Source organism: Gilvimarinus sp. F26214L (assembly GCF_054401055.1).
Genome location: NZ_JBTIYG010000005.1, coordinates 1 through 21,936, shown reverse-complemented (window position 1 = coordinate 21,936; position 21,936 = coordinate 1). Strand labels below are relative to the sequence as shown.

Here is a 21,936-nt window from a genome sequence, read left to right as displayed (position 1 = left end):
AAATGGGGAGGGGCGGTGCTGGAAACAAGACCTGAATACACGATCCAGGAAAAGCGGGTCTTTGTGTGGGTGCTGGCGGCGACGTCGGCGGGCTTCGTCTGGGTGATGTCACCCTTTCTGGCGCCCATACTGTGGGCGTCCATTCTTGCTGTGTTGTTCATGCCGGTAAACAAGCGTTTGCTCCGGCACATGCCGCGCTTTCCCACTGCGGCCGCCCTGCTGACTTTGCTGATCGCTGTAGTGGCCGTGATTCTACCGGTATTGCTGGTACTGTCCTCGGTGGTCAATGAGGCTGTCAATCTCTATGCCCAGTATGAGTCCGGCGAGTTGAACGTGGACAAGTACCTGGAGCGGATTCAAAGTGCGTTTCCGGTAGTGCAAAGCCGCCTGGACTCGTTGGGCGTGGACCTGGCCGAGCTGCGCGAGCAAGCCGGCAGCGCCATCAGCACCGCAGTCAACTTCCTCGCGAAGCGCTCGCTGAACATCGGCCAGAACACGCTGGCCTTCCTGCTGAGTGCGGCTCTGATGCTCTATCTGGCGTTCTTTCTGCTGCGCGACGGCATCACCATTCTCAAGTGGCTCCGGGTGGCCTTTCCACTGGATGACCGACGCGAGACCCTGCTCTTCAAGAAGTTTTCCGAAGTGACCCGGGCGACCGTGAAGGGCAACGTGGTGGTGGGATTGGTCCAGGGCTCTCTGGGCGGGCTTATTTTCTGGATCCTGGGCGTTCAGCCGGCATTGCTCTGGGCCGCGATGATGGCGGTCTCGTCGTTGATTCCTGCCGTTGGTACCGGCTTGATCTGGGTTCCCGTGGCATTGTATCTGTTCGCCGTGGGAAGCTATGTCCAATCGATCGTACTGGTGCTGTTCGGGGTTCTGGTCATCGGCACGGTGGATAATATACTGCGACCGATCCTGGTGGGGCGCGATACCAAACTGCCGGACTACATCGTCCTGTTTTCAACCCTTGGCGGTCTCGCGGTGGTTGGGATCCATGGCTTTGTGGTGGGACCGCTGATCGCTGCGCTGTTTTTTACTCTCTGGCACATGTTCATCCTGGAGTTCAATCCCCACGAATCCCGGCAGGTTTCAGACCAGATTCGAGAGCAGTTCGACGAGTAAGCGGCTCCCTGGGTGAGAACCATCCTTGCGGACATGAAAAGCCGGTACGCAGCTCCACGCGGCGCACCGGCATAACTCACTGACCCAATACGCGCCGTCTGATGTGTTCGTGTTGCTCGGGAGGCAGGCGGGGGCCCCACTGAGTCACCAGATGGGCGGCTGCATGGCTTGCCAGCTCACCGGCGGTTTCATGGGAATGTCCGTGGGTGATGGCATAAAGGAATGCGCCAGCGAACATGTCTCCCGCGCCGTTGGTATCGACGGCTTTTACGGTCTGCGGTGCAATCGAAATCAGCTTATCGCCATCGTAAACCAGAGCGCCGCGCGCCCCGAGGGTAATGGCAAAGGTGCGGGCATACTCCTTCATGCCCTCCGCCGCAGCTTCCAGCGAGGCGCATCCGGTGAAACCCATTGCTTCCTGTTCATTGCAGAAAATCAGGTCCACGCCGCTGCCGATCATCTCCTTCAGACCATCGCCAAAATGTTCCACCATGGCCGGGTCGGAAAGACTGATGGACGTGCGCACTCCGTGCTGCTCGGCGAGTTCCCGCAGCTTGATGGCGGCCGTCTTGCCGGTGGGAGAGGAGACCAGATAACCCTCCATGTAGACGTATTGGCAATCCGGCACAACGTGGGGGTGCAGCTCCGCTTCGGACAGGGAAGCACTCACGCCGAGAAAGGTGGTCATGGTGCGTTCCGCGTCGGGGGTGATCATCACCAGGCAGCGACCGGTTATTCCCGATTCAAGCCCACCGTTGTATGGGTAGTCCACGCCTGCAGCGCGCAGGTCGTTGATATAGAACTCGCCATTCTCGTCGTCCGCGACCTTGCAGGAATACACATTGTTGCCACCGAAGTAACTGGCGGCAATGATCGTGTTGGCGGCGGAACCGCCGGAGGCCCGTTTGGAATGAACCAGGTGACCGGAGAGTTGCTCGATCAACTGATGCTGACGGCCCTCATCCACCAGGGTCATCAGCCCCTTGTCCACCTCCATCTGCTCAAGGTCCGTGTCGGTGACCTCGATTTCCGTGTCGACCAGGGCGGCGCCGATGCCGTAGATGTGATATTTGCTCATGCTCGCTCGCTTATGGGTGTGCGGTGATTTTTGGAAGTGCATTTGCCGCTTCGGGAGTGACGCATTATGCGGAAATGAACTTCGACGATAAAGCCCTCTCGATAAGCCTTTGGCGTCGGGCTAAACTATTGAGCCGATCTGCGGGGAAATCTCCTTCCCGCTGCAGATTCAACTCTCTCGGCCCGTCGGTATCATGGCAAGACGAACAACCCGCAAAAGCCGCAAGGCGCCCTCCCGCAGAACCAAAAGCACCTCCGGTTTACTGGGCGGACTCCGCCGCTGGTGGAAGCTGGCGCTGATCCCGGTATTTCTGGGTCTCGGAACCCTTCTCTATCTCGACTATGTGGTGCGCAGCAAGTTCGAGGGCAAAAAGTGGTCGCTGCCGGCCCGTGTCTACGCGCGCCCCCTTGAACTCTATGCCGGCTTGCCCCTGAAGCAGGATGAGCTGCTGGCGGAGCTTGAAGGGTTGGGATATCAATTTGTGAATGCCGTGAACAAACCGGGGCAGGCCAGTGTGCGTGGTGACCGGGTGCAGCTGCATAGTCGCGGCTTTACATTCTGGGACCGCCGGGAACCAGCCCAATACCTGTCTCTGAGCTTTGCCAATGGCTCCGTTCAGGAGCTGAGTGACCGGAGCGGCGCACCTTTGCCCATTGTGCGTCTGGAGCCCCAGGAGATTGGCGGAATTTACCCGGCCCACATGGAAGATCGCCTGCTGCTGCGGCTGGAAGATGTCCCTCCGCTGCTCGGAGAGACGCTGATCGCCGTGGAGGACCGGGATTTCATTCGTCACCACGGTGTGTCCCCCAAGTCCATCGCCCGGGCGGCTTACGTCAACATGCGCGCCGGCCGCGTGGTCCAGGGCGGCAGCACCCTCACCCAGCAGCTGGTCAAGAACTTTTACCTGGATCAACGCCGCAGCATGACGCGCAAGATCGTCGAAGCGTTCATGGCAATTTCCCTGGATGCCCGCTACAGCAAGGCCGAGATTCTGGAAACCTATCTCAACGAAGTCTATCTGGGGCAGAGCGGTCCCCGCGCCATTCACGGTTTCGCCCTTGGCGCCCAGCATTATTTCCGGCAGCCCCTGGGTGAACTGCGCATTCACCAGATCGCGCTGCTGGTGGGGCTGGTCAAAGGCGCCTCCTATTACAATCCCTGGCGGCATCCGGAGCGCGCGCTGGAGCGCCGCAATGTGGTGTTGTCCGTGATGGAAGAGCGGGGGCTGATCAGCGAGTTCGAGGCCCAGATTGCTCGGCAACAGCCTCTGGACGTGGTGCAGGGAGCCAATGCCACACCCTATAGCTACCCGGCCTTCATTGAACTGGTCAAACGGCAGCTGCAAAGAGACTACCGCCAGGAGGACCTGCGCAGCGAAGGTTTGCGGGTATTCACAACATTGTCGCCAACGGTGCAGAAAGCGGCGGAAGAGAGCCTGCAATCGGAGCTGACGGCCATGGAACGCGGTTACGAGCTGGAAGCAGAGACTCTGCAGGGGGCCGTGGTCGTGGAAGCGGTGGGGAGTGGCGAAGTGTTGGCGGTGGTGGGTGACCGGGACCCGGATTACGCAGGTTTCAACCGCGCGTTGGATGCCCGTCGAGCCATAGGCTCCCTGGTTAAACCGGCCGTATACCTGACCGCTTTGATGCCGCCCGAGAATTATACTCTGATCAGCCCCATCGACGATTCTGCGCTGAGTGTCGAATCGGAAGGCGGACGGCTCTGGGAGCCCCGCAACTTCTCCCGGGAAGAGCACGGCGAAGTGCCTCTGTATCAGGCGCTGGCCAAGTCCTACAACCAGGCCACCGCGCGCCTGGGTATGGAGCTTGGTGTGGAGCCGGTCAGGGAAACCTTGCGCAAGCTCGGCGTGGATGAGCCGATCGCGCCGCTGCCGTCGCTGTTCCTGGGCGCGCTGGACCTGTCTCCCCTTCAGGTCAGTGCCATGTATCAGACCATCGCCTCGGAAGGAGTGTACACGCCCCAGCGCAGCATCCTTTCCGTGCTAGACGCCCAGGGACAACCCCTGAACCGCTACCCCCTTCTGACCGAAGAGCGCTTTCCAGCGGACGCCATGCACCTGCTCCAGTACGGGCTGCAGGCCACCATGCGCGAGGGCACCGGGCGGAGCGCTTACCAGCGGCTGGACGAGAGCTGGCAGGTGGCGGGCAAGACGGGCACCAGCAATGAACAACGGGATAGCTGGTTCGCGGGTTACAGTGGAGACCACCTGGCAGTGGTGTGGGTCGGGCGGGACGACAATGGTCCGACGCCCCTGACCGGTGCCACCGGAGCCCTGAGAGTCTGGACCGATGTCTTCGGCGAGATCTCGTCCCGGCCCCTGTCGCCGCTCAAACCTGCCGGAGTGGACTATCATTGGGTTAATCCCGCGGACGGCACCCTGGGCGGATCCAACTGCATTGGAAGTGAATTGCTCCCCTTCCTGCAGGGCACTGAACCGCAGTCGAAGGGGGGGTGCCGACACCGCCGCAATCCCGTGATCCACTGGCTTCAGCAGCTGTGGGACACGCAATGAAGGAGTTCGATTCGAGAATGACCCAGATTTCTGCCCTGTTTAACAGGAGACTCGTCAACGCCACCGGCCCGGCCATTCTGGCCCTACTCGTCCTGCTCGGAGGATGTGCCGTTCGCCCGATCGTGGAATCGCCCGAGCCGGAACAACCGGAGGTATCCCGGCCCGGGTCGCCTGCGCCCAGTGCGGCCCCGGTTCAAGCCCTGAACCGAATGCTGGAAGACGCCCGCACCCTGGTGGCGGCGGGCGACTGGCAGGGGGCAATCGTCAATGCGGAGCGCGGCCTGCGCATCGATCGACGGGAGCCGGAACTCTATCTGCTGCTGGCAACCAGCTACCGTGGCCTGGCACAGCTGGACCGGGCCCGTCAGTTTGCGCGCCAGGGTTTACGCTACGTGGGCGACTCCACCGGGCCGGTTGCGCTTGCCCTGCAGGAGATGGTCACCAATCTGCAAACACTCCAATAGAAAACCTGCGGAGCTGCGGCGGCTCCGCGGGATACATTTCCTTACGCTTCCGATCCCCACTTCGTATTGCCTTTGGTCCCGGCCTGCTAGTATTAAGAGAGGCTGCTTACAAAACCCTTGCCCCGCGCACGAGCCGGGGCTCATCCCGCACCCACGCACGGTCGCGGGCAGCGACCGGCAATAACCAGAAGGAAAGCCTGGGGCATCCATGAGCGACTTCGACAGCAACCGGGCGGAACGCGGCATCGGCCGTTACCCGGACGCGACAATAAACGCGTACCTGAAACAATGCGGGCAGATCACTACCGATCACGGAGATCGGATGTACGCCCGCTTCCTCAAGGTCCTGGAAGAAAAGTTTCAGGAGTTGTTCGACCGGGCGGCGACCGACAAGGACGCGCGGCACCTGCAGGAAACCACCCATTTTCTCAGCTACAACGGCGCAGCCATGGGTGCACAGTTCACGGCATCGCTGCGCGAAGGCTTCGCCAGATTCGGCGCTCGGACCCTCGACACCCGGTTGAGGAGCGACGAGTACCACCCGGACACGCTCACGCTGGTGGAGAACGACGATCTGGAAGAGCGTATTGCTCTGTCATCCATCGCCCATCGTGCCGAGGAGCGCTGTGGGGAAACTCTCTGGTTCCTCCAGCAGCGGCTCGCCGTCCTCAACGAGGGCCGAAAGGTGCAGGAGCACAACAACCCGCTCAGCCCGCTGCAGTTCTGCGAAGCGCTGCGCAGCAGCCTCGCCACTGTAGCGCTCAGTACTCCGGAAAAAATTCTTGCCTACAAATACTTCGAGGTGGAGCTGACCGAAGTGCTCGAGGATATCTACCGGGAGGTGGGCAGTTACCTTGCCGCCCAGGGGATTCTTCCGCATCTTCACACCATGTCACGACTGCGTTTCCAGCAGGACCACCCCGAGCCGGTCGAGCGGCACGAGGAGCCTGCATCGACTGGGGCCGCGGGTACAGCGCCTGAATCCTCCGGGCAGGCCAGGACGGCGACCGAGGTCAACGGCCATGATCCCGCCGGTGCGGATCCCTACGCCAGCGGGATCATCCATGCGATTCGCACATTACAGCAGCACCTTGGCCAGGCAGGCCTGAATCAGGGAACAAGCACAGGCCCGCGCAGCGGCCCCGGTCCCGCTGCGGGTCCGCGAACCGCGACGGGGCCCGCGTTGTACACCAACCAGGAACTGGTGAACGCTTTGCAGACCCTCCAGAGTCAGGCTCTGGGGTTTACCGATGACGCAGCTAACGCGCCGGCCGGCGAACTTGCCGTTCCGATTCAGGACGTTGCCACTGTGAGCCGCCAGGTTGTGGAGCAACTCCAGCAAAGCTCGGCTGACGGTCGGGTTGATCCGGCCGATATGCACACGATTGATCTGGTGGGTATGCTGTTCGAGTACATGCTCTCGGACGAGCAGTTGCCCGATAGCGTAAAAACCATCCTCAGTTATCTCCATACGCCCTTTCTGAAAATGGCATTCATCGACAGCACCTTCTTCGAGAAAAAGGAGCACCCGGCACGACTGCTGCTCAACTCCCTGGCGGAGGCGGGCACCCGGTGGGTCGGCAACGACGGAACCTCCCAGTACGAGATCTACACCAAGATCAGGGACACCGTGTCGCGGGTGCTGAAGGAGTTTGAAAACGATGTCCGGCTGTTCGCGGAGTTGCTGCTGGACTTCAGCTCGTATGTCAAAAAGATCGCCCGTCGCCAGGACCTGATGGAAAAGCGGGCCATGGAAAAAGTCCAGGGCGAAGAGAAACTGCGGGAAGTGAAGGTGCGAGTGAACAGGGAGATTCGTTCGCGAACGGATGGCCGCGAGCTCCCCTCTGCTGTGCTACTCCTGCTGCTGCAGCCCTGGTCCGATTATCTGGCATTTCTTCTCCTCCGTTACGGCGACAACTCCGAATCCTGGAAACGGGCCATTGCCGCAGTAGATCAGTTAATCGCGAGCATCGAAGCGGAAGGGCCCGGCGAAAGACCGGTCCAGAAGCAGGATATGCTGGACGAGCTGATGGATACCATGGAGCAGGGTTTCGACACCATTGGTTACGATCAGGGGCGGGCCCGAAAGCTCCTGGACGCCCTGGTATCACTGCAGAAAATGGCCATGGACCACCAAAAACCTTCACCGGCCCCTGCACCCATGCGCAGCAAATGGGAAAGCGAGGCGGCTCAGAAGGCGGGTGAGCAACAAGGCGAGCAGGCGATTACCGTCCAGGAGCGAACCATGGTCGAGAATCTCAAGATGATTGAGTTCGGCACCTGGTTCGAATTCGACGGTGGCAAGCGGCTCAAAGTTGCCTGGTACAACTCCAAGACCATGCAATACATGCTGGTTGATCAAATGGGGAAAAAAGTCGCGATGAAGTCCGGGCTGGAATTGGCTCGTGGCATGTTGCAGGGCAGGGCGCGTGTCATCGCGGGCAGCAGCAAGCCCTTCTTCGACCGCGCACTGGACAATATCCTCGAAAGCCTGAATGCCAAGGCAGAAGCCATGCAACAGGAGACCGACCATGTCTGATGGCAGCCTGAATCCGAGCGAACAGCGTCGCTTGCCACGACACTCCATCAGTGAGCCGGTCGAGATTTACGACCGGGTCAGTCAACGCCCGGTGGGACGAGTGGTGAACATTCACATGGAAGGCATGATGGTGGCGGGACAGCACGCCTTCTCGGCAGAGTGCCTGTATCAGTTTGACCTCCATCTTCCACGGGCCGTCAATGGTCGCAGGGTGATCCCGGTGGGAGTGGACTGTCTGTGGTCGAAACGCGAAGAGGGCGCACTGCATTGGGCTGGATGCAAAATCATCGATCTGAGCGAGGAGGCTCAGGCGGACTTGCAGACGCTGATCGCAATGCTTGGTCAGCCGGACGGTTGATTACATGTCTGCGGCAGTCGTGAGCGAGTGTATCCGATTGAAAGCCGGGAAATCCCGGCTTTTTTTGGCATGACAGACGTGTGGTCAGTGCACCACTTCCCGGATGAGGCCCGGTACGAATTCGGAGATCTGATCGGCTACGGCCTGCGGGTTTTCCCGGGCCATGTGGTGGCCCGCTTCAATCGCCGCGGTCTCAACATGAGGGATGTCCTTCTTCAAGCCGTTCAGCTCCTCCTGTCCCACGGCGTCGTTTTCGCAACCGTGCAGGAACAGAGTCGGCACACACACTGACTGTGCGGCTTCCGCCAGACGGTCCGGATTCGCCAGAATGTCGTCAAGGAGTTGTCCAAGTGCGTGCTGTGAATCCAGCGGGTCAGGCTCGTGCTTTGTCCCGGTCAAGCTTGCCAGGATTTTTTCGCTCTCGCGCTTCGCCGCCGCCCTCGACAGCCGCGTGGGTGCATCCAGGAGAACAAGGCCGTCGATCATCATCGGGTAGCGCAGAGTGAGCATCAGCGCCATCAGTCCGCCGATGGAGCTGCCCACCAGCACCAATGGCCTGCCTTTGAGGTGGCGCATGATCTCATAGCCGTCCCGGACAAAATCATCGAAGACGTAGGCCTGGGAGCAACCGCTGTCGCCATGGCCGCGCAGGTCCGGTGCCACCAATTGCCAGTGTCTGGGGCGCAACCGCGAAAAAACCGGTGACCACACGGCGCGGGATTCGCCACCTCCGTGTAGAAACAAGAGAGTTGGCCCCTTGCGAGGTCCTTGGGTGTTCATTACCAGGGTGACATCGCCCCGTTCTATTTCCAGTTCCGACATCGGTGTCCAAGCTCTGTTATTGAGTAACTTTGCCGATGATTCTAGAAGTAGATTGCGAGTTTGTCCTGGCGAGGCCCTGAAGTTGGCGCGTAGAAAAAGGAATTCGTGAAATTTGGCGGGTGATAAAACGTATCTGGCGTTATTTTTGTATCCCCGGCGGGGGGCGGCAGGCTACCGATAACGCGCTCTGGCAACCTGCCGCCGGCCCATGCATGCCGGTGTTCTCAGAGGGCGCCGAAGGCCCGATCGGCCGCCGCGACGGTTTTTTCAACCTCCTCGTCGCCATGGGCGGCGGACATAAAGCCCGCTTCGTAGGCAGCGGGTGCGAGGTAGACCCCTTCGTCCAGCAGCAGATGGAAGAACCTGTTGAAGCGGGCAGTGTCACCAGCCATGACCTGCTGGTAGTTGGTCACACGTTCTTCCGTGGTGAAAAATGCCCCGAACATGGTGCCGACGTTGTTGGTGGTGAAGGGAACGTCGTGGCGACCGGCGGCTTCGGTCAAGCCATCGACGAGTTGCCGGGTGCGTTTAACGATCGGCTCATAGAAGCCCGGCTGGGAGATCAGCTCCAGGGTCTTCAGTCCTGCGGCCATGGCGATGGGATTGCCCGACAAGGTACCCGCCTGGTAGACAGGCCCGAGCGGCGCGATCTGTTCCATGATGTCCTTGCGACCGCCGAACACACCCACGGGCATGCCTCCCCCCACGACTTTCCCGAGGGTGGTCAGGTCCGGTTTGATTCCGTAATGGCCCTGGGCGCCGGACAGGCTGACCCGGAACCCCGTCATCACTTCGTCGAATATCAATACGGTCCCGTGCTGATCACACTGCTCCCGCAAACACTCCAGGAACCCGGGCACCGGCGGCACACAGTTCATGTTGCCTGCTACCGGTTCCACGATGACGCAGGCGATCTGATCGCCGTACTGGCGAAAGGCTTCCCGGACCTGTTCACTATCGTTAAAGGTGAGCGTGAGGGTGTGCTCGGTCAGGGAGGCCGGCACCCCCGGTGAGCTGGGCACGCCCATGGTCAGCGCGCCGGAACCCGCCTTGACCAGCAACGAATCCGAATGGCCGTGGTAGCAGCCTTCGAACTTGATGATTTTATCCCGACCGGTAAAACCGCGGGCGAGGCGGATAGCGCTCATGGTTGCTTCGGTGCCGGAATTGACGAATCGGAGCAGGTCGATGCTCGGATAGATCTCGCAGACTTTCGCCGCCAGCGTGGTTTCGATTTCAGTGGGCGCTCCAAAGCTCAGACCCAGGTCCAGCTTTTCCCGAACCGCCTGGAGAACGTCCGGGTGGGCATGACCGAGCAGCATGGGCCCCCAGGACTGCACGTAGTCGATGTACTCCCGACCGTCCGCATCGTATACGAAAGGGCCCTTCGCCGACTCGATGAACAAGGGCGTGCCCCCAACAGCTTTGAAGGCGCGCACGGGTGAATTGACGCCACCGGGAATGTAGCGCTGGGCCTGTTGGAAGAGTTCAGTGGAACGGCTCATGGAGACTCCTGTGTGCTTTCGAAAAGAGAACAATAGCGTAAGGCACGCTCGCGAACCTGGTGCGGGTCGCCGTGGAACAAGTCATGGCTCACAGCGAGGCAGTCGGCCCCGGCGGCCACCAGCCCGGCTGCATTGTCCAGGGTGATTCCTCCAATCGCCACCAGAGGCAATCCGAACTCCGCGTGAACCTCGGCGATAAGGTCGAGTGTGGCCGGGGGAGCCTGGGGCTTGGTTTGTGACGGGAAAAAGCGGCCAAAAGCCAGGTAGCTGGCCCCGGCGAGAGCCGCCTGGCGAGCCAGTTCCAGTGACCCATGGCAGGTAGCCCCGACAATCATCCGGGAGCCCAGATCGCGGCGAGCGGCCTCCAGGGAACCATCCTCCTGACCGAGGTGCACGCCGTGGGCGGCCGCCTCCCGGGCCAGTTGGGGAGAATCATTAATGATGAGTGCGGCGCCGTATTCATCACATAGCGACCGCAGCGCCGTCGCCTCGCGCAGTTGCTGCGCCGGGCTTGCGGTTTTGTTGCGGTATTGGATCAGCCGGCAGCCGCCAGCCAGCGCCGCCTCGGTTTTGGCGAGAAGCAGCTCGCCCGGCATCAGGGTTTCGTTTGTTATGGCGTAAAGACCTTGAATCACGGCATCGGCCCGCTGGGAACTGGCCGCGCAGTGTAGCGCAAAGCGGCCGCCGGTTCAGCGCCGGCGGCCGCGGGGGAAGGTCTCTCTGGCAGGAGCGCTCATCCCGCCTTGCGCTGATTCTCGTTCCCGTTTTTGTCGGCCCAATGCATCCGGTTGGGTATGAAGCAGCCCATGCCCAGGCGCCGGCTTGCGGCAAGGGCGTGCCACGTGAAGTTCTGTCCCTGCTGGACTGCGTCTTCCAGGCGCAGACCGTGAGCGAGATAAGAAGCGATACTCGCAGCCAGAGTGGCACCGCAGCCGTGGCTGATCATGCGGATTCGCGGCCACTTGTAGTGACGGATCAGGTGGCCCTCGCCGTAGAGGCTGTTCTCGTAATGGGTGGCGTTGCGAACGGAGCCCGAGATGAGCACGTACTGGCAGCCGGTCTCCAGAATTTCCTGGGCGCAGGCGTCGACCGTATCGGCACCGAGCGCCATGTCGTGAGCTTCCACCAGATCCGGTGTGGCGATGGTGGCCAGCGGCATGAGCAGCGCTGCGGTGGCGCTGATGACGGCGCTTGCATTGAAGAGCTCGTTGTTGAACTCGGCCGTAACCGGGTCGAGTACCACGGGAATGTCCGGATAGTCCCGCAGAATGGTGTGCACGGCCTCAATGTTTTCCACACTTCCCATCAGGCCCAGCTTGATGGCTCGCACCGGCATGTCTTCCAGAATTGCCCGGGCCTGCTCGATCAGCAGTCCCGTTTCCACAGGGGAGATGTCCTTGACCGCCTGGGTGTCCTTGGCCGTGAGCGCAGTAATAATGGGAGTGCAGTGGCATCCCAGGCTGGCGGTGGTCTCGATGTCCGCCTGAATACCGGCGCTGCCGGAGGGGTCGTGACTGGAGAGACTCATTACCACGGGGGTGTCGCTGTGAAACTCGGTCATTGCATGCTCCTGGCGCCAGACACGAAGCCGTGCCCGGGGTTGCGTGTTATTGATTCGCCCAGGGATCCGGGGCTAAAGAATCAGCTCAGGAAGCAAATTCCGCGCCCGGCAACCGCGTTGTCAACATTTCGGGACCGTGTGTGCCCGGTGCGCCTCGTCCCTCAGAAGGGCTGGAGTTCCACCAGCAGGACGATGCCCAGCAGCAGAAGCACGGGAAACTCGTTGAACCAGCGGTAGAAGCGGTGCCCGCGTCGGTTCTCTCCGCGGGCGAAGCTCTTCACGATCCGGCCGCAGTACCAGTGATAAGCCAGCAGGATCACCACCAGGGTCAACTTGCCGTGCATCCATGCCGCCTGGGCGAAATAGTCCCAGCGCGCCGCCATCAGCGCGATGCCCAGCAGCACCGTGAGCACCGCAAAGGGGGTAATGAAGCGGTACAGTTTGCGTTCCATGACGCCGAGCTGTGCCGCAGTGGCCTGGTGTTCCGCCATGGCGTGATTCACGAACAGCCGGGGCAGGTAGAAGATGCCGGCAAACCAGCAGACCATGAAAAAAATATGAAAACTCTTGATCCATAGGTAGTAATCGTTGAGCCAGGCCATGTGTTCTTCCCGTTCGCAGTGTGCTTCGATGGTGAATGTGGGGCGTGGGTTGCCAGGCTCTGCAGCCTCAGCGCACCGGCCCGTAGTAGTTGTCGATTTCCCCGGGGGTAACGATGCCGAGAACGGGTGAACGCAGCGGCGTGCTCGATTCCACTTCTTCGATGCAGATCGCCTCGCCGTAGGACTGGCGCAACAGCTCGCGGGCCTCGTAGAGGTTGGCCTGCGGGTGCAAACTGTACAGCTTGTACCGCTGCCCGGGGATTTCCGCCAGATCGATCACGGCTTCACCTTCCTCGGTAATTTCGTTGAGTTCCGGCTGGTAACTGTCGAGGTATTTTGCCAGATCCGCGGCTCGCAAGAGACTGCGGCGGCTGTCGGGAGCGGGATTGTCCGGCTCGTCGAGAACAATCCAGGTGGGCGTCTTTTCCAACAGCGCGTGGGCGGCAATCAGGGACAGCCTTCTTTCGGTGATCACAAAGGACCTGTTCATGACACTCAGCACGCCGGCGCGGCTGAGAACCTGTTGGGCCGGCACGCTGCTCAAGGGCGTTCCCAGTGCCCGGAGTTGTGCCCGGAATATCCCTTCGCAGCCGAAAATCTGCTGAGTGAATACCGAGGCCACCACAATCACCACCATGCTCGGGAAAATCGCATTGGGGTTATAGGTCAGCTCAAGAATGGCCATCAACGCGGCGAGCGGTGCGTTCAAAACCGCGCCCATCATGGCCGCCATTCCAAGGGTCACGTAGAAGCCTGCTCCGGATGCATGCTCCGGGTAAAAGATCTCCCCCAGGTTTCCCATCACACCGCCAACACATCCGCCAATGACCAGTATGGGACCGATCAGGCCGCCGGGCATCCCGAGCCCGGTGCTTACGGCCGAGGCGACCGTCTTCGCCAGCACCACTGCCAGCAGCACCTGCAGCCCCAGCTCCCCGAGCATGGCCGCCTCCAGGGTGTCGTAGCCCAGCCCCATGACCTCGGGCACCACCAGGGCCAGAGCCCCCGTGAGGGCGCCAATGGTTGTAAAGCGTACAAGTATTGGTAATTGTTGCGAGCGATACAGCGCCAGGTGCAGGCGGGTGAACACCAGGGCCACCAGAGCGATTACCGCGCCGGCCAGAGCCATGAACGGAAGTTCCAGCAGGCTCTTCATTTGTACCGGCGTCACCGAAAAACTGGGGTCTTCGCCGAATACCAACTGGGTCACCACCGCTCCGGATACCGAGGCCAGAATCACAGGCAAAAAGCTGGCGATCGTGTACTCCATCAGCACCACTTCCATGGCGAAGATGACGCCGGCCATGGGGGTGTTGAACGAGGCCGCGATGGCCGCCGCTACCCCGCATCCCACCAGCGTGCGCAAACTGTTGTGGGGCAGGCGCAACCACTGGCCCAGGAGGCTGGCGGCTCCCGCGCCCAAGTGAACCGCCGGCCCTTCCCGGCCCACGGACTGACCGCTGATTAGGCTGAGTGCCCCGCCAAAAAACTGGGCGACCAGGCTGCGGAAGGGCAGCTTTCCCTGATGGTGGTGCAGCCGGTCGAGCACGTGGCTCACACCTACGGAGCGCGCCTGTCTGTCCAGCATGTGCCAGCCCAGTCCGATGATCAGCGCACCTCCGAACGGAAGGCCGAAGCGCCATAAAGCCGGTAGTGCCTCGAAGTTGTCCCGCTCGCCCAGCAGCTGTATCAAAGAGCCGTCAACCAGTAGCCGGAACAGAACGATCACCCCCGCGGCGGCCAGCCCGCTGAATAAACCGAGAATAGTCAATTGCGGCAGGGCATCAATGTAGGAGAGACTGTAGCGGAAGTCGTCGATTCCGGCCCGTGTGCGGCTTTTCAGGCGTTGCAGGGCGTTGGACTTGGGTGAGGGCATCGAGACGCTTGTTGAATGGGAAGGAATGTCCAGCGGCGAAGGGGCCACTTTCGCTCCCCGGGCGCTCCTTTTATTATACGCACTCTTTGTGCGGCCAAAGCAAACGCGGGCTTTCCGCCCCAGGACAATTGGAGTTGAGCAGTGATTAAGGTCGGTATCGTAGGCGCAACCGGTTACACGGGCGTGGAGCTGTTACGTTTGTTGGCGCACCATCCGGATGTGGAGATCGTGTGTGTGACCTCGCGAGCGGAAGCGGGGCGCCCCGTGTCCGACCTGTATCCCAGTCTGCGCGGCTACATCGACCTGAAGTTCGTGGAACCGGATCCGCAACAGCTCCAGAGCTGCGATGCGGTGTTCTTTGCAACTCCTCACGGCGTGGCCCAGGGCATGCTGGGGCAGTTGCTGGGCGCCGGGCTCGACTCGGGCCCCAGGGTCATCGACATCTCGGCGGACTTTCGGCTGCGCGACCAGGCTCTCTGGGAATCCTGGTACAACCAGGCCCACGCCTGTCCCGAGTTCATTGAACACGCGGTGTATGGTTTGCCGGAACTGAATCGGGCGGCCATTCGCGAGGCGCGTCTGGTGGCCTGCCCGGGCTGCTACCCCACGGTCATTCAGCTGGGCTTCCTGCCGCTGGTGGAAGCGGGCGTTGTGGATGCGGAGCACCTGATCGCCAATGCCGCCACGGGAGCGAGCGGGGCGGGTCGCAGCGCCAAGGTGGACTTCTCCTTTTCCGAGGTGAACGACAGCTTCAAGGCCTACGGCATCGGCGGGCACCGGCACCAGCCGGAGATCGAACAGACTCTGGCTCAGGTGGCGCGCGCCGGCGTCAAGCCCTCTGTTACCTTTATTCCCCACCTGGCGCCGATGACCCGGGGCATCCACGCCACTTTGTATGCGCCTCTGCTGGACAGCGACTGCGACCTGCAAAGCCTTTTCGAAGAGCGCTATCGAGGCGAGCCCTTCGTGGACGTGATGCCAGCGGGCAGTACGCCGCCCACCGGCTCGGTAAAAAGTTCCAATATGTGCCGCTTGTCAGTGTTTAAACCGGCGAAAAAAGATACAGTTGTGGTCCTTGGCGTCATCGACAATCTCACCAAGGGCTCATCCGGCCAGGCCATCCAGTGCTTTAATCTCATGTTCGGGCTCGAGGAGAGAACCGGCATCGATCAGCTCGCCGTAATGCCCTGAGGGCGACATTTCGTGTATATTGCCGCCGGAAAACCACATTGTTAGCAAGAACTTACGGGGCAATTCATCCACAATGGCAGTAACAGGCACTAAGCCAACCCGCTTGGTCGTGGTTCCGTACCGACCCTATTTCCGGCTGCTGGTGAGCGCCGGGGTGGCGGTGCTGTTTGTCGTGGCGGTGGGCGGCAGTTACTGGCTCGGAAAGCACCACGGCGTAACGGCGCAGGCGGATGCCATGGGCGAACGTGACCGACTGCGTCGCGAACTACAGGCCAAAACGGACGAGGCGGATTCCCTGTCCCAGCAGGTCGCCAATCTGCGCCTTGCCAGTGAGGTGGACAAGGCCTCCAGCGAGGATGTCCGCAACCAGGTCATCGAGCTCAAGGCTCAGATCGCTTCGCTCGAGAAAGACATCACCTTTTACCGCGGGCTGATGGCCCCCTCCGAAAATCGCAGCGGCCTCACCATCGGCTCTGTCGATGTGATTTCAACAGGGGTTCCGAGGCGATATGACTTCAAGGTGGTGATGCAACAGCTGGCAACCAATCACCAGGTGCTGAACGGTTCCGTGAACATTACGGTCGTCGGGCACGAAGACGGCGCGACTCGCAATATGCCGCTCAAGGACCTGAGCCCTCAGATCGACGAGGAAGACATCAAGCTGCGATTCAAGTACTTCCAGAACATCGAAGGGTATCTGGACCTGCCGCCCGGCTTCGAGCCGGAGCGCATAGAGCTGGTGGCCAAATCCACCGGTCGGAACGCGAAGTCAGTCGAGAAGAAATTTGGCTGGCTGGTTCACGAAAGCTGAGCTATAAACAAACACGAAGCAAGGCAGTGAGTGCAATAATGTTCGGTAAATCCAGCAAAAACGAGGTTTCTATGGGGCTTTCCAACAGCGCAAGTACCACTCTGATTTCCAAGAACACCGAGGTGGTGGGGGATATCCACTTTTCTGGTACTCTTCACGTTGAAGGCACCCTGCGCGGCAACATCTATGTCAAAGATGGCGATGACGCCCACCTGGACGTAGCGGAGAACGGTCGGGTCGAAGGCGAGATCGTGGTACCCACCGTGCGAATCAACGGGGCTGTGGTCGGCGATATCCATTCCAGCAAGCACGTCGAACTGGCCGCCAAGGCCGCGGTTGACGGGAATGTTCACTATAAACTGATCGAGATGGTGAAAGGCGCTCAGGTGAACGGCAGCTTGCTCTATAGCCCTGAAGAGTCCAAAAAGTCCAAGGTCAAGGCTCCTGCCGACAGCAAGAGCAGCGCTGCACCCGCTGAGGCCTCCGCTCCCGCACTCTGATTCACCCGTGGCGGCCCGGGCGTTGGCGCGGGCCTATTTATAGGTCTCTCGTGTGGAGTTCCCGTTCCGCCCTTGATTGCGCCCCGGCCAGCCCCCATAATTTCGTTCCTGGAATCATTCCCCGTCGGCTGAGGCTTGTACATGGCCAGTAGTGCAGAAACCTTTGATCCTCAACAACCATTGCTCATTACCGCCAATGCGGTGGCTAAGGTCAGATCGCTGATCGAGGAGGAGGGCAATACGGACCTGAAGCTGCGGGTTTTTGTGACCGGCGGCGGGTGTTCGGGTTTTCAGTATGGGTTCGCCTTCGAGGAAACCACCGCTGACGACGACACGGTGGTGGAAAAGGATGGCGTCTGTGCGGTGGTGGACTCCCTCAGCTATCCCTACCTGCTGGGGGCCGAGGTGGACTATGAAGAGGGGCTGCAGGGCTCCAAGTTCGTGGTCCACAATCCCAACGCAGCCTCCACCTGTGGCTGCGGTGAGTCCTTTTCTTTCTAATTTCCTGCCCGCAACGTTTCCGCCTCAACAATGAGGGCGACCGGTCACGCGTAATACACCCCGCCCAGAATGACCGCGCGACGCGCTCCTGTGACAGTGGGCAGGTTGCCGGGCCGGCGCGCAAGAGTTTGCTGGGCCAGCCAGGCAAAGGCACCCGCTTCTACCCAGTCCGGTGGAATGCCCAATTCCTCGGTCGTTCCCAGAGAGTGCTCCGGCATTTTTTCGGCGAGTTGCCGCATCAGTCCCTTGCTGTGGGCTCCCCCGCCACATACGTATATGTCCAGTTCTCTTCCGCCTTCCAGCCCCTGAATGTGGTTGCTGATGGATTGAGCCGTGAGCTCCATAAGGGTTGCCTGCACGTCCTGGGGGGGAAGATCCGGGTGGGCGCCTAGCGCTTCCAGCAACCAGTTGAGAGTGAACATCTCGCGCCCGGTGCTCTTGGGTGCCGCCTGGGCGAAATACGGGTGTTCGAGAAGTTGTTCCAGTAACCCGGGAACTGCACGCCCGGTGCCTGCCCAGTGTCCGTCCCAATCGAAGGGTTCATTGTGGTGCCGCTGAATCCAGGCGTCCATCAGGGCATTGCCGGGGCCGGTATCGAAACCCAGCGGCTCCCCGTCCTGGGGCAGGAAGGTGATGTTGGCGATGCCGCCGATATTCAGAATGACCCGGTTGCGGCTACTGGAATGAAAAACTGCACGGTGAAAAGCGGGAACCAGGGGAGCGCCCTGGCCTCCGGCGGCCATGTCCCGACGCCGGAAATCGGCGACTGTGGTGATGCCACTGCGCTCGGCGATAACGCTTGGATCGCCAATTTGAACCGTGAATGCTGCATCGAGCTGACCAGGCGGGCGGTGGCGGATGGTCTGGCCGTGACTGCCAATGGCCTGGACCTCAGTCGGCGCAATCCCGGCCTCCGCCAGGAGTTGCGTAACGGCATCGGCGAAGTCATGTCCGAGCTGCTGGTCGAGCACGCCCATCTGGTCGATCTCGCCATCACCGGGCACCATCAGCTCATAGATCGCCGCACGGGTGGCGGCGTCCATGGGAAAGGCTAGTTGGTGGATAAAGCGGGGCTGTGAGGAGGACAGGTCCACCAGGACCGCGTCGATGCAATCGGCGCTGGTCCCGGACATCAGACCGACATACAGCTCCCGGGGGTCGCTCATTGGCCGCCGGTGGTTTCCGATTCGGCCAGTGCCAGCTGAGTGGCTTCATGGTATTGGTCAAGCTGGGCCAGCAGGGGCGAGATCTGCTGCGAGAACCGCAGCATTTCATTCTCCGCGATGGATTTGGCCTGGGGCAGCTTGCGGATGATAGTGCGGGGGTTGCGATGCACCCCGTTCATCAGGAACTCATAATGGAGGTGGGGCCCGGTGGCGTAGCCGGTGGAGCCGACGGTGCCGATCACCTGCTTCTGGCGGACGCGCTCGCCCTTTTTCACGTACTTCTTGTGGAGGTGCAGGTATTTGGTCTGGACATCGTTGCCGTGCTGAATGAAGACATAGTTCCCGTTGGCGCGGCTGTAGCCGGCCGCAACCACTCGTCCGTCCCCCGAGGCCCACACGGGTGTGCCCCGATCTGCGGCGTAGTCCGTGCCGCGGTGGGCTCGCACGGTCTTGTGAACCGGGTGGAGCCGGCGCGGATTGAAATTTGAGCTGATGTAGCGGAAGTTCAGAGGCGTCTGCAGGAACTCCTTGCGCATGCTCTTGCCTTGCGGGGTGTAGTAGTGAACGCTTCCGTCTTCGTGTTCATATCGGACCGCTTTTACCGTATTCCCCTGATTGGTGAACTCCGCCGCAAGAATAGCGCCGTTGCCCAGTTTCTCGCCGTCGAGAAACTTCTCTTCGTAGAGTACCTTGAAGGTGTCGCCCCTGCGGATGTCCAGGCCGAAATCGATGTCCCATCCGAAGATGGTTGCCAGCTGGTCGATTGAGGCATCGTCGAGACCCACGTCCGGGGATTTGGCGGCCAGGTACAGGGAGCTGGTGATTTCCGCTTCCCGGTAGGCGAGATGAATGTCCGGCGTCTTATTTTGGTCCTCGGCCACGAAGCCATTGTCCCCGCGCCGATACAGTCGCGAATTCAGTCGGTCTTTGGTGTGGCGAAGCTGCTGGAGTTTACCGGCCTCGTCCAGCTGAAAAGCCAACTGGTGTCCCGGATAAATGCGGGTCAGGGCCCTGGCATCTTTACCGCTGCTGATGAACTCGTGGACGTCGGACTGGGTCAGGCCGGCGCGCTTGAACAGCAGCGAGAGATTGTCTCCTGACTTCACCACCAGAGATTTCCATTCAAGGCTTGGCGCGGGGGTCGCCGGCTCCTCCGGAATCGCCGTTTCCGGCACCGGGGTTGAGGCGGGGAGGTTCAGCGTCAATGGAATGGTCTGGCGCTCCGCGGTCACGTCTCCCGAGGGAAAGAGGAGCAGCAGGCCGCTCAGGCAAAGCCCCAGGCCGCCAGCCACCATGAGGTGCTTGCGCGGGAATTGACTGAGGTAATTGCGGAAGGGAAGTTTCCCTTGTGTTTCAATGGGTTCCATGGCGGTGTTAATTTTCTGAGTTAATTGGAAGAGTTATAGCAGAAAAGGCTGAGCTTTTCACCCTGACAGGACCATAAAATTGATCCCTGAAATCCCAAACAGTTCAGTTGGAGATATGCGCCACAGGCAGACCGCGACGGAGGGAATATTTGTTTTTGGGTGCAGTTCGGGTATCGTTGGCGCCTCCCGCAACTCGCCCCGAATCTCTTACCAATCTAGTTCAGGAACTGTTGATGTCCAGCGTAGATCCTTCGCTTTTTGACGACCTTCAAGCTCGAGGGCTCGTAGCCCAGACCACCGGTGCCGGTGAGTTTCAAAATTTCCTAAAAGAAGCGCGAACCCTTTATTGCGGCTTTGATCCCACCGCCAGCAGTCTGCATATCGGCAGCCTGGTGCCCCTGCTGACCCTCAAGCGATTCCAGCGTGCCGGCCATAAACCGATCGCGCTGGTCGGCGGGGCCACCGGGCTGATCGGTGATCCAAGCTTCAAGGCGCAGGAGCGGTCCCTGAACTCCAAAGAGGTGGTCGCCGAGTGGGTCGACTGTCTGAAGCGCCAGATTTCCCGGTTTGTCGACTTCGATACGGGAGCGAACTCGGCCGAAGTGGTGAACAATCTGGATTGGGTGGGGCCGATGGATGTGCTCACCTTTCTACGTGACATCGGCAAACACTTCTCCATCAACAACATGATCAATAAAGAATCGGTGAAGCAGCGGATTGACCGCGAAGGCGAGGGTATCTCGTACACCGAGTTCAGCTACATGATCCTGCAGTCTCTGGATTACGCCGAACTCTACAAGCGCCACAACTGCACCTTGCAGATCGGCGGGTCCGACCAGTGGGGAAATATCACCGGCGGGGTTGACCTGGTGCGCCGTCTCCACGGGGGAACGGCCCATGGTCTCACCCTGCCCCTTGTTACGAAGGCAGACGGCACCAAGTTCGGCAAGACCGAGAGTGGCACCATCTGGCTCGATCCCGCGCGAACCTCTCCTTATGCCTTCCACCAGTTCTGGCTCAATACCGCCGACGCGGATGTGTACAAATTCCTCCGCTACTTCACCTTTCTCCCGCCTGCGGAGATAGACGGTATCGAGGCGGCCGACCGCAGCGCCGGGGGCAAGCCCCAGGCCCAGGGCATACTGGCGCGGGAGGTCACGGAACTGGTGCACGGGCAGTCAGGGCTGGAGGCCGCGGAGCGAATTACCCGGGCTCTGTTCGAGAGCAGGCTGGAGAGTCTGACCGAGGGTGACCTGGAGCAACTGAAGCTGGACGGTATTCCTTCCTCGGCGCTGCCGGAAGGTGACCTCAACGCAACGCCGCTGACCCAACTCCTGGCAGACGCCGGGCTCGCAGCGTCAGGAAAGCAGGTGAAGGATGCGTTGCAGCGTTCCGCGGTCAGCGTAAACGGGCGGGCCGCCTCCTTCGATGAGAACATGGAGGCTGCACAGGTGTTTGCAGTGGAAAAATCGTACTTCGGCCGGTTCTTCATCGTGCGGATGGGCAAGAAAAAATACCATCTTTTCGAGCGGACCAAGGCTTGACTTTTTGCTCGAACCGGGGCGCGACGGGTGCCGAAAATGGCGCCGGAGAAAAATTACAAAAAAGTTATTTTTTCTTGTTGCGCGCCGGTTCGAGTTGCGTATAATGCGCGTCCTCGGTTGAGGCAACGCACTTAACCGGCTCTTTAAAAAGACGATCAAGCAAAGCGTGTGGGCGCTTGCGGGATAGGCGAGACACAGAACCTATCAGACGCAAGTGACCTGACAATTCATACGAATGTTACGTTCACGATGTAGTCTGAACATGAATTAGGAAGCTCTGCAGTACCGGTATTCTCCTTGTGGGGATGTCGGATAGAGATTCCGCAACTTTTCAATTGAAGAGTTTGATCATGGCTCAGATTGAACGCTGGCGGCAGGCCTAACACATGCAAGTCG

At 60.4% G+C, this 21,936-nt stretch carries 19 protein-coding genes and 1 rRNA gene; 11 read left to right on the top strand and 9 right to left on the bottom strand.

Annotated elements, in window-relative coordinates; translation table 11 throughout:
- The first annotated feature begins 15 nt into the window (after positions 1 to 15).
- Entirely contained in the window at positions 16 to 1,122 is a 1,107-nt protein-coding gene (locus ACURWW_RS06970; protein ID WP_445616078.1) for an AI-2E family transporter, read from the top strand.
- A 76-nt stretch (positions 1,123 to 1,198) separates the two neighbouring features.
- Here ACURWW_RS06970 and ACURWW_RS06965 read toward each other — a convergent pair whose 3' ends face one another.
- Positions 1,199 to 2,200, bottom strand: coding sequence for an adenosine kinase (locus tag ACURWW_RS06965; RefSeq protein WP_445616077.1), 1,002 nt, complete (start codon positions 2,198 to 2,200; stop codon positions 1,199 to 1,201).
- A gap of 193 nt (positions 2,201 to 2,393) precedes the next feature.
- Between ACURWW_RS06965 and mrcB the strand changes: the two genes are divergently transcribed.
- The 4 genes from mrcB (at position 2,394) to ACURWW_RS06945 (ending at position 8,094) form a co-directional block, all read left to right on the top strand.
- Positions 2,394 to 4,733: a penicillin-binding protein 1B gene (gene mrcB, locus ACURWW_RS06960; RefSeq protein ID WP_445616076.1), complete on the top strand. Its 2,340-nt coding sequence runs from the start codon at positions 2,394 to 2,396 to the stop codon at positions 4,731 to 4,733.
- Between the two features lie 17 nt (positions 4,734 to 4,750).
- The gene (locus tag ACURWW_RS06955; protein ID WP_445616075.1) at positions 4,751 to 5,197 is read left to right on the top strand and encodes a tetratricopeptide repeat protein; all 447 of its coding nucleotides are present in this window, start codon (positions 4,751 to 4,753) and stop codon (positions 5,195 to 5,197) included.
- 208 nt (positions 5,198 to 5,405) lie between these two features.
- Positions 5,406 to 7,736 (top strand): DUF1631 domain-containing protein, encoded by a 2,331-nt coding sequence (locus ACURWW_RS06950; RefSeq protein ID WP_445616074.1) that lies wholly within the window; start codon positions 5,406 to 5,408, stop codon positions 7,734 to 7,736.
- On the top strand, positions 7,729 to 8,094 hold the full coding sequence (locus ACURWW_RS06945) for a PilZ domain-containing protein (RefSeq protein ID WP_445616073.1): 366 nt from the start codon (positions 7,729 to 7,731) through the stop codon (positions 8,092 to 8,094). Before ACURWW_RS06950 ends, ACURWW_RS06945 begins: the two co-directional genes overlap by 8 nt.
- A gap of 84 nt (positions 8,095 to 8,178) precedes the next feature.
- Here the strand turns inward: ACURWW_RS06945 and ACURWW_RS06940 are convergent, their stop codons facing one another.
- From ACURWW_RS06940 to ACURWW_RS06915, 6 genes are all read right to left on the bottom strand, one after another.
- Positions 8,179 to 8,916 carry an alpha/beta fold hydrolase gene (locus ACURWW_RS06940; RefSeq protein ID WP_445616072.1) on the bottom strand — a complete coding sequence of 246 codons (738 nt, stop codon included), beginning with the start codon at positions 8,914 to 8,916 and terminating at the stop codon, positions 8,179 to 8,181.
- A gap of 224 nt (positions 8,917 to 9,140) precedes the next feature.
- Positions 9,141 to 10,421, bottom strand: a complete 1,281-nt coding sequence (hemL, locus tag ACURWW_RS06935) for a glutamate-1-semialdehyde 2,1-aminomutase (RefSeq protein WP_445616071.1) — start codon at positions 10,419 to 10,421, stop codon at positions 9,141 to 9,143.
- Positions 10,418 to 11,056: a thiamine phosphate synthase gene (gene thiE / locus ACURWW_RS06930; RefSeq protein ID WP_445616070.1), complete on the bottom strand. Its 639-nt coding sequence runs from the start codon at positions 11,054 to 11,056 to the stop codon at positions 10,418 to 10,420. The genes hemL and thiE overlap by 4 nt, the downstream gene beginning before the upstream one ends.
- A 98-nt stretch (positions 11,057 to 11,154) precedes the next feature.
- Entirely contained in the window at positions 11,155 to 11,982 is an 828-nt protein-coding gene (gene thiD / locus ACURWW_RS06925; RefSeq protein WP_445616069.1) for a bifunctional hydroxymethylpyrimidine kinase/phosphomethylpyrimidine kinase, read from the bottom strand.
- 161 nt (positions 11,983 to 12,143) lie between these two features.
- Positions 12,144 to 12,584, bottom strand: coding sequence for a protoporphyrinogen oxidase HemJ (gene hemJ / locus ACURWW_RS06920; RefSeq protein ID WP_445616068.1), 441 nt, complete (start codon positions 12,582 to 12,584; stop codon positions 12,144 to 12,146).
- A 67-nt stretch (positions 12,585 to 12,651) separates the two neighbouring features.
- Positions 12,652 to 14,460: a chloride channel protein gene (locus ACURWW_RS06915; protein WP_445616067.1), complete on the bottom strand. Its 1,809-nt coding sequence runs from the start codon at positions 14,458 to 14,460 to the stop codon at positions 12,652 to 12,654.
- Positions 14,461 to 14,601: 141 nt separating this feature from the next.
- Between ACURWW_RS06915 and argC the strand changes: the two genes are divergently transcribed.
- The 4 genes from argC (at position 14,602) to erpA (ending at position 17,463) form a co-directional block, all read left to right on the top strand.
- Positions 14,602 to 15,651, top strand: a complete 1,050-nt coding sequence (gene argC / locus ACURWW_RS06910; RefSeq protein ID WP_445616066.1) for an N-acetyl-gamma-glutamyl-phosphate reductase — start codon at positions 14,602 to 14,604, stop codon at positions 15,649 to 15,651.
- 73 nt (positions 15,652 to 15,724) lie between these two features.
- On the top strand, positions 15,725 to 16,462 hold the full coding sequence (locus ACURWW_RS06905; RefSeq protein WP_445616065.1) for a DUF6776 family protein: 738 nt from the start codon (positions 15,725 to 15,727) through the stop codon (positions 16,460 to 16,462).
- A 26-nt stretch (positions 16,463 to 16,488) separates the two neighbouring features.
- The gene (locus ACURWW_RS06900) at positions 16,489 to 16,962 is read left to right on the top strand and encodes a bactofilin family protein (RefSeq protein WP_445616064.1); all 474 of its coding nucleotides are present in this window, start codon (positions 16,489 to 16,491) and stop codon (positions 16,960 to 16,962) included.
- Between the two features lie 141 nt (positions 16,963 to 17,103).
- Positions 17,104 to 17,463, top strand: a complete 360-nt coding sequence (gene erpA, locus ACURWW_RS06895; RefSeq protein ID WP_445616063.1) for an iron-sulfur cluster insertion protein ErpA — start codon at positions 17,104 to 17,106, stop codon at positions 17,461 to 17,463.
- A 44-nt stretch (positions 17,464 to 17,507) separates the two neighbouring features.
- Here erpA and ACURWW_RS06890 read toward each other — a convergent pair whose 3' ends face one another.
- Both ACURWW_RS06890 and ACURWW_RS06885 read right to left on the bottom strand, forming a co-directional pair.
- Complete coding sequence (locus ACURWW_RS06890; protein ID WP_445616062.1) at positions 17,508 to 18,629, bottom strand: anhydro-N-acetylmuramic acid kinase; 1,122 nt, start codon at positions 18,627 to 18,629, stop codon at positions 17,508 to 17,510.
- On the bottom strand, positions 18,626 to 19,996 hold the full coding sequence (locus ACURWW_RS06885; protein WP_445616061.1) for a peptidoglycan DD-metalloendopeptidase family protein: 1,371 nt from the start codon (positions 19,994 to 19,996) through the stop codon (positions 18,626 to 18,628). The genes ACURWW_RS06890 and ACURWW_RS06885 overlap by 4 nt, the downstream gene beginning before the upstream one ends.
- Before the next feature lie 233 nt (positions 19,997 to 20,229).
- Here ACURWW_RS06885 and tyrS point away from each other — a divergent pair, with 233 nt between their 5' ends.
- Positions 20,230 to 21,540 carry a tyrosine--tRNA ligase gene (tyrS, locus tag ACURWW_RS06880; protein WP_445616060.1) on the top strand — a complete coding sequence of 437 codons (1,311 nt, stop codon included), beginning with the start codon at positions 20,230 to 20,232 and terminating at the stop codon, positions 21,538 to 21,540.
- A gap of 332 nt (positions 21,541 to 21,872) precedes the next feature.
- Positions 21,873 to 21,936: ribosomal RNA gene (locus ACURWW_RS06875) — 16S ribosomal RNA — on the top strand; the annotation flags it as partial.

Coding starts and splice junctions, on each gene's coding strand:
- ACURWW_RS06965 (WP_445616077.1), bottom strand. CDS start 2,200: ATGAGCAAATATCACATCTACGGCATCGGCGCCGCCCTGGTCGACACG.
- mrcB (WP_445616076.1), top strand. CDS start 2,394: ATGGCAAGACGAACAACCCGCAAAAGCCGCAAGGCGCCCTCCCGCAGA.
- ACURWW_RS06955 (WP_445616075.1), top strand. CDS start 4,751: ATGACCCAGATTTCTGCCCTGTTTAACAGGAGACTCGTCAACGCCACC.
- ACURWW_RS06950 (WP_445616074.1), top strand. CDS start 5,406: ATGAGCGACTTCGACAGCAACCGGGCGGAACGCGGCATCGGCCGTTAC.
- ACURWW_RS06945 (WP_445616073.1), top strand. CDS start 7,729: ATGTCTGATGGCAGCCTGAATCCGAGCGAACAGCGTCGCTTGCCACGA.
- ACURWW_RS06940 (WP_445616072.1), bottom strand. CDS start 8,916: ATGTCGGAACTGGAAATAGAACGGGGCGATGTCACCCTGGTAATGAAC.
- hemL (WP_445616071.1), bottom strand. CDS start 10,421: ATGAGCCGTTCCACTGAACTCTTCCAACAGGCCCAGCGCTACATTCCC.
- thiD (WP_445616069.1), bottom strand. CDS start 11,982: ATGACCGAGTTTCACAGCGACACCCCCGTGGTAATGAGTCTCTCCAGT.
- hemJ (WP_445616068.1), bottom strand. CDS start 12,584: ATGGCCTGGCTCAACGATTACTACCTATGGATCAAGAGTTTTCATATT.
- ACURWW_RS06915 (WP_445616067.1), bottom strand. CDS start 14,460: ATGCCCTCACCCAAGTCCAACGCCCTGCAACGCCTGAAAAGCCGCACA.
- ACURWW_RS06905 (WP_445616065.1), top strand. CDS start 15,725: ATGGCAGTAACAGGCACTAAGCCAACCCGCTTGGTCGTGGTTCCGTAC.
- erpA (WP_445616063.1), top strand. CDS start 17,104: ATGGCCAGTAGTGCAGAAACCTTTGATCCTCAACAACCATTGCTCATT.
- ACURWW_RS06890 (WP_445616062.1), bottom strand. CDS start 18,629: ATGAGCGACCCCCGGGAGCTGTATGTCGGTCTGATGTCCGGGACCAGC.
- ACURWW_RS06885 (WP_445616061.1), bottom strand. CDS start 19,996: ATGGAACCCATTGAAACACAAGGGAAACTTCCCTTCCGCAATTACCTC.
- tyrS (WP_445616060.1), top strand. CDS start 20,230: ATGTCCAGCGTAGATCCTTCGCTTTTTGACGACCTTCAAGCTCGAGGG.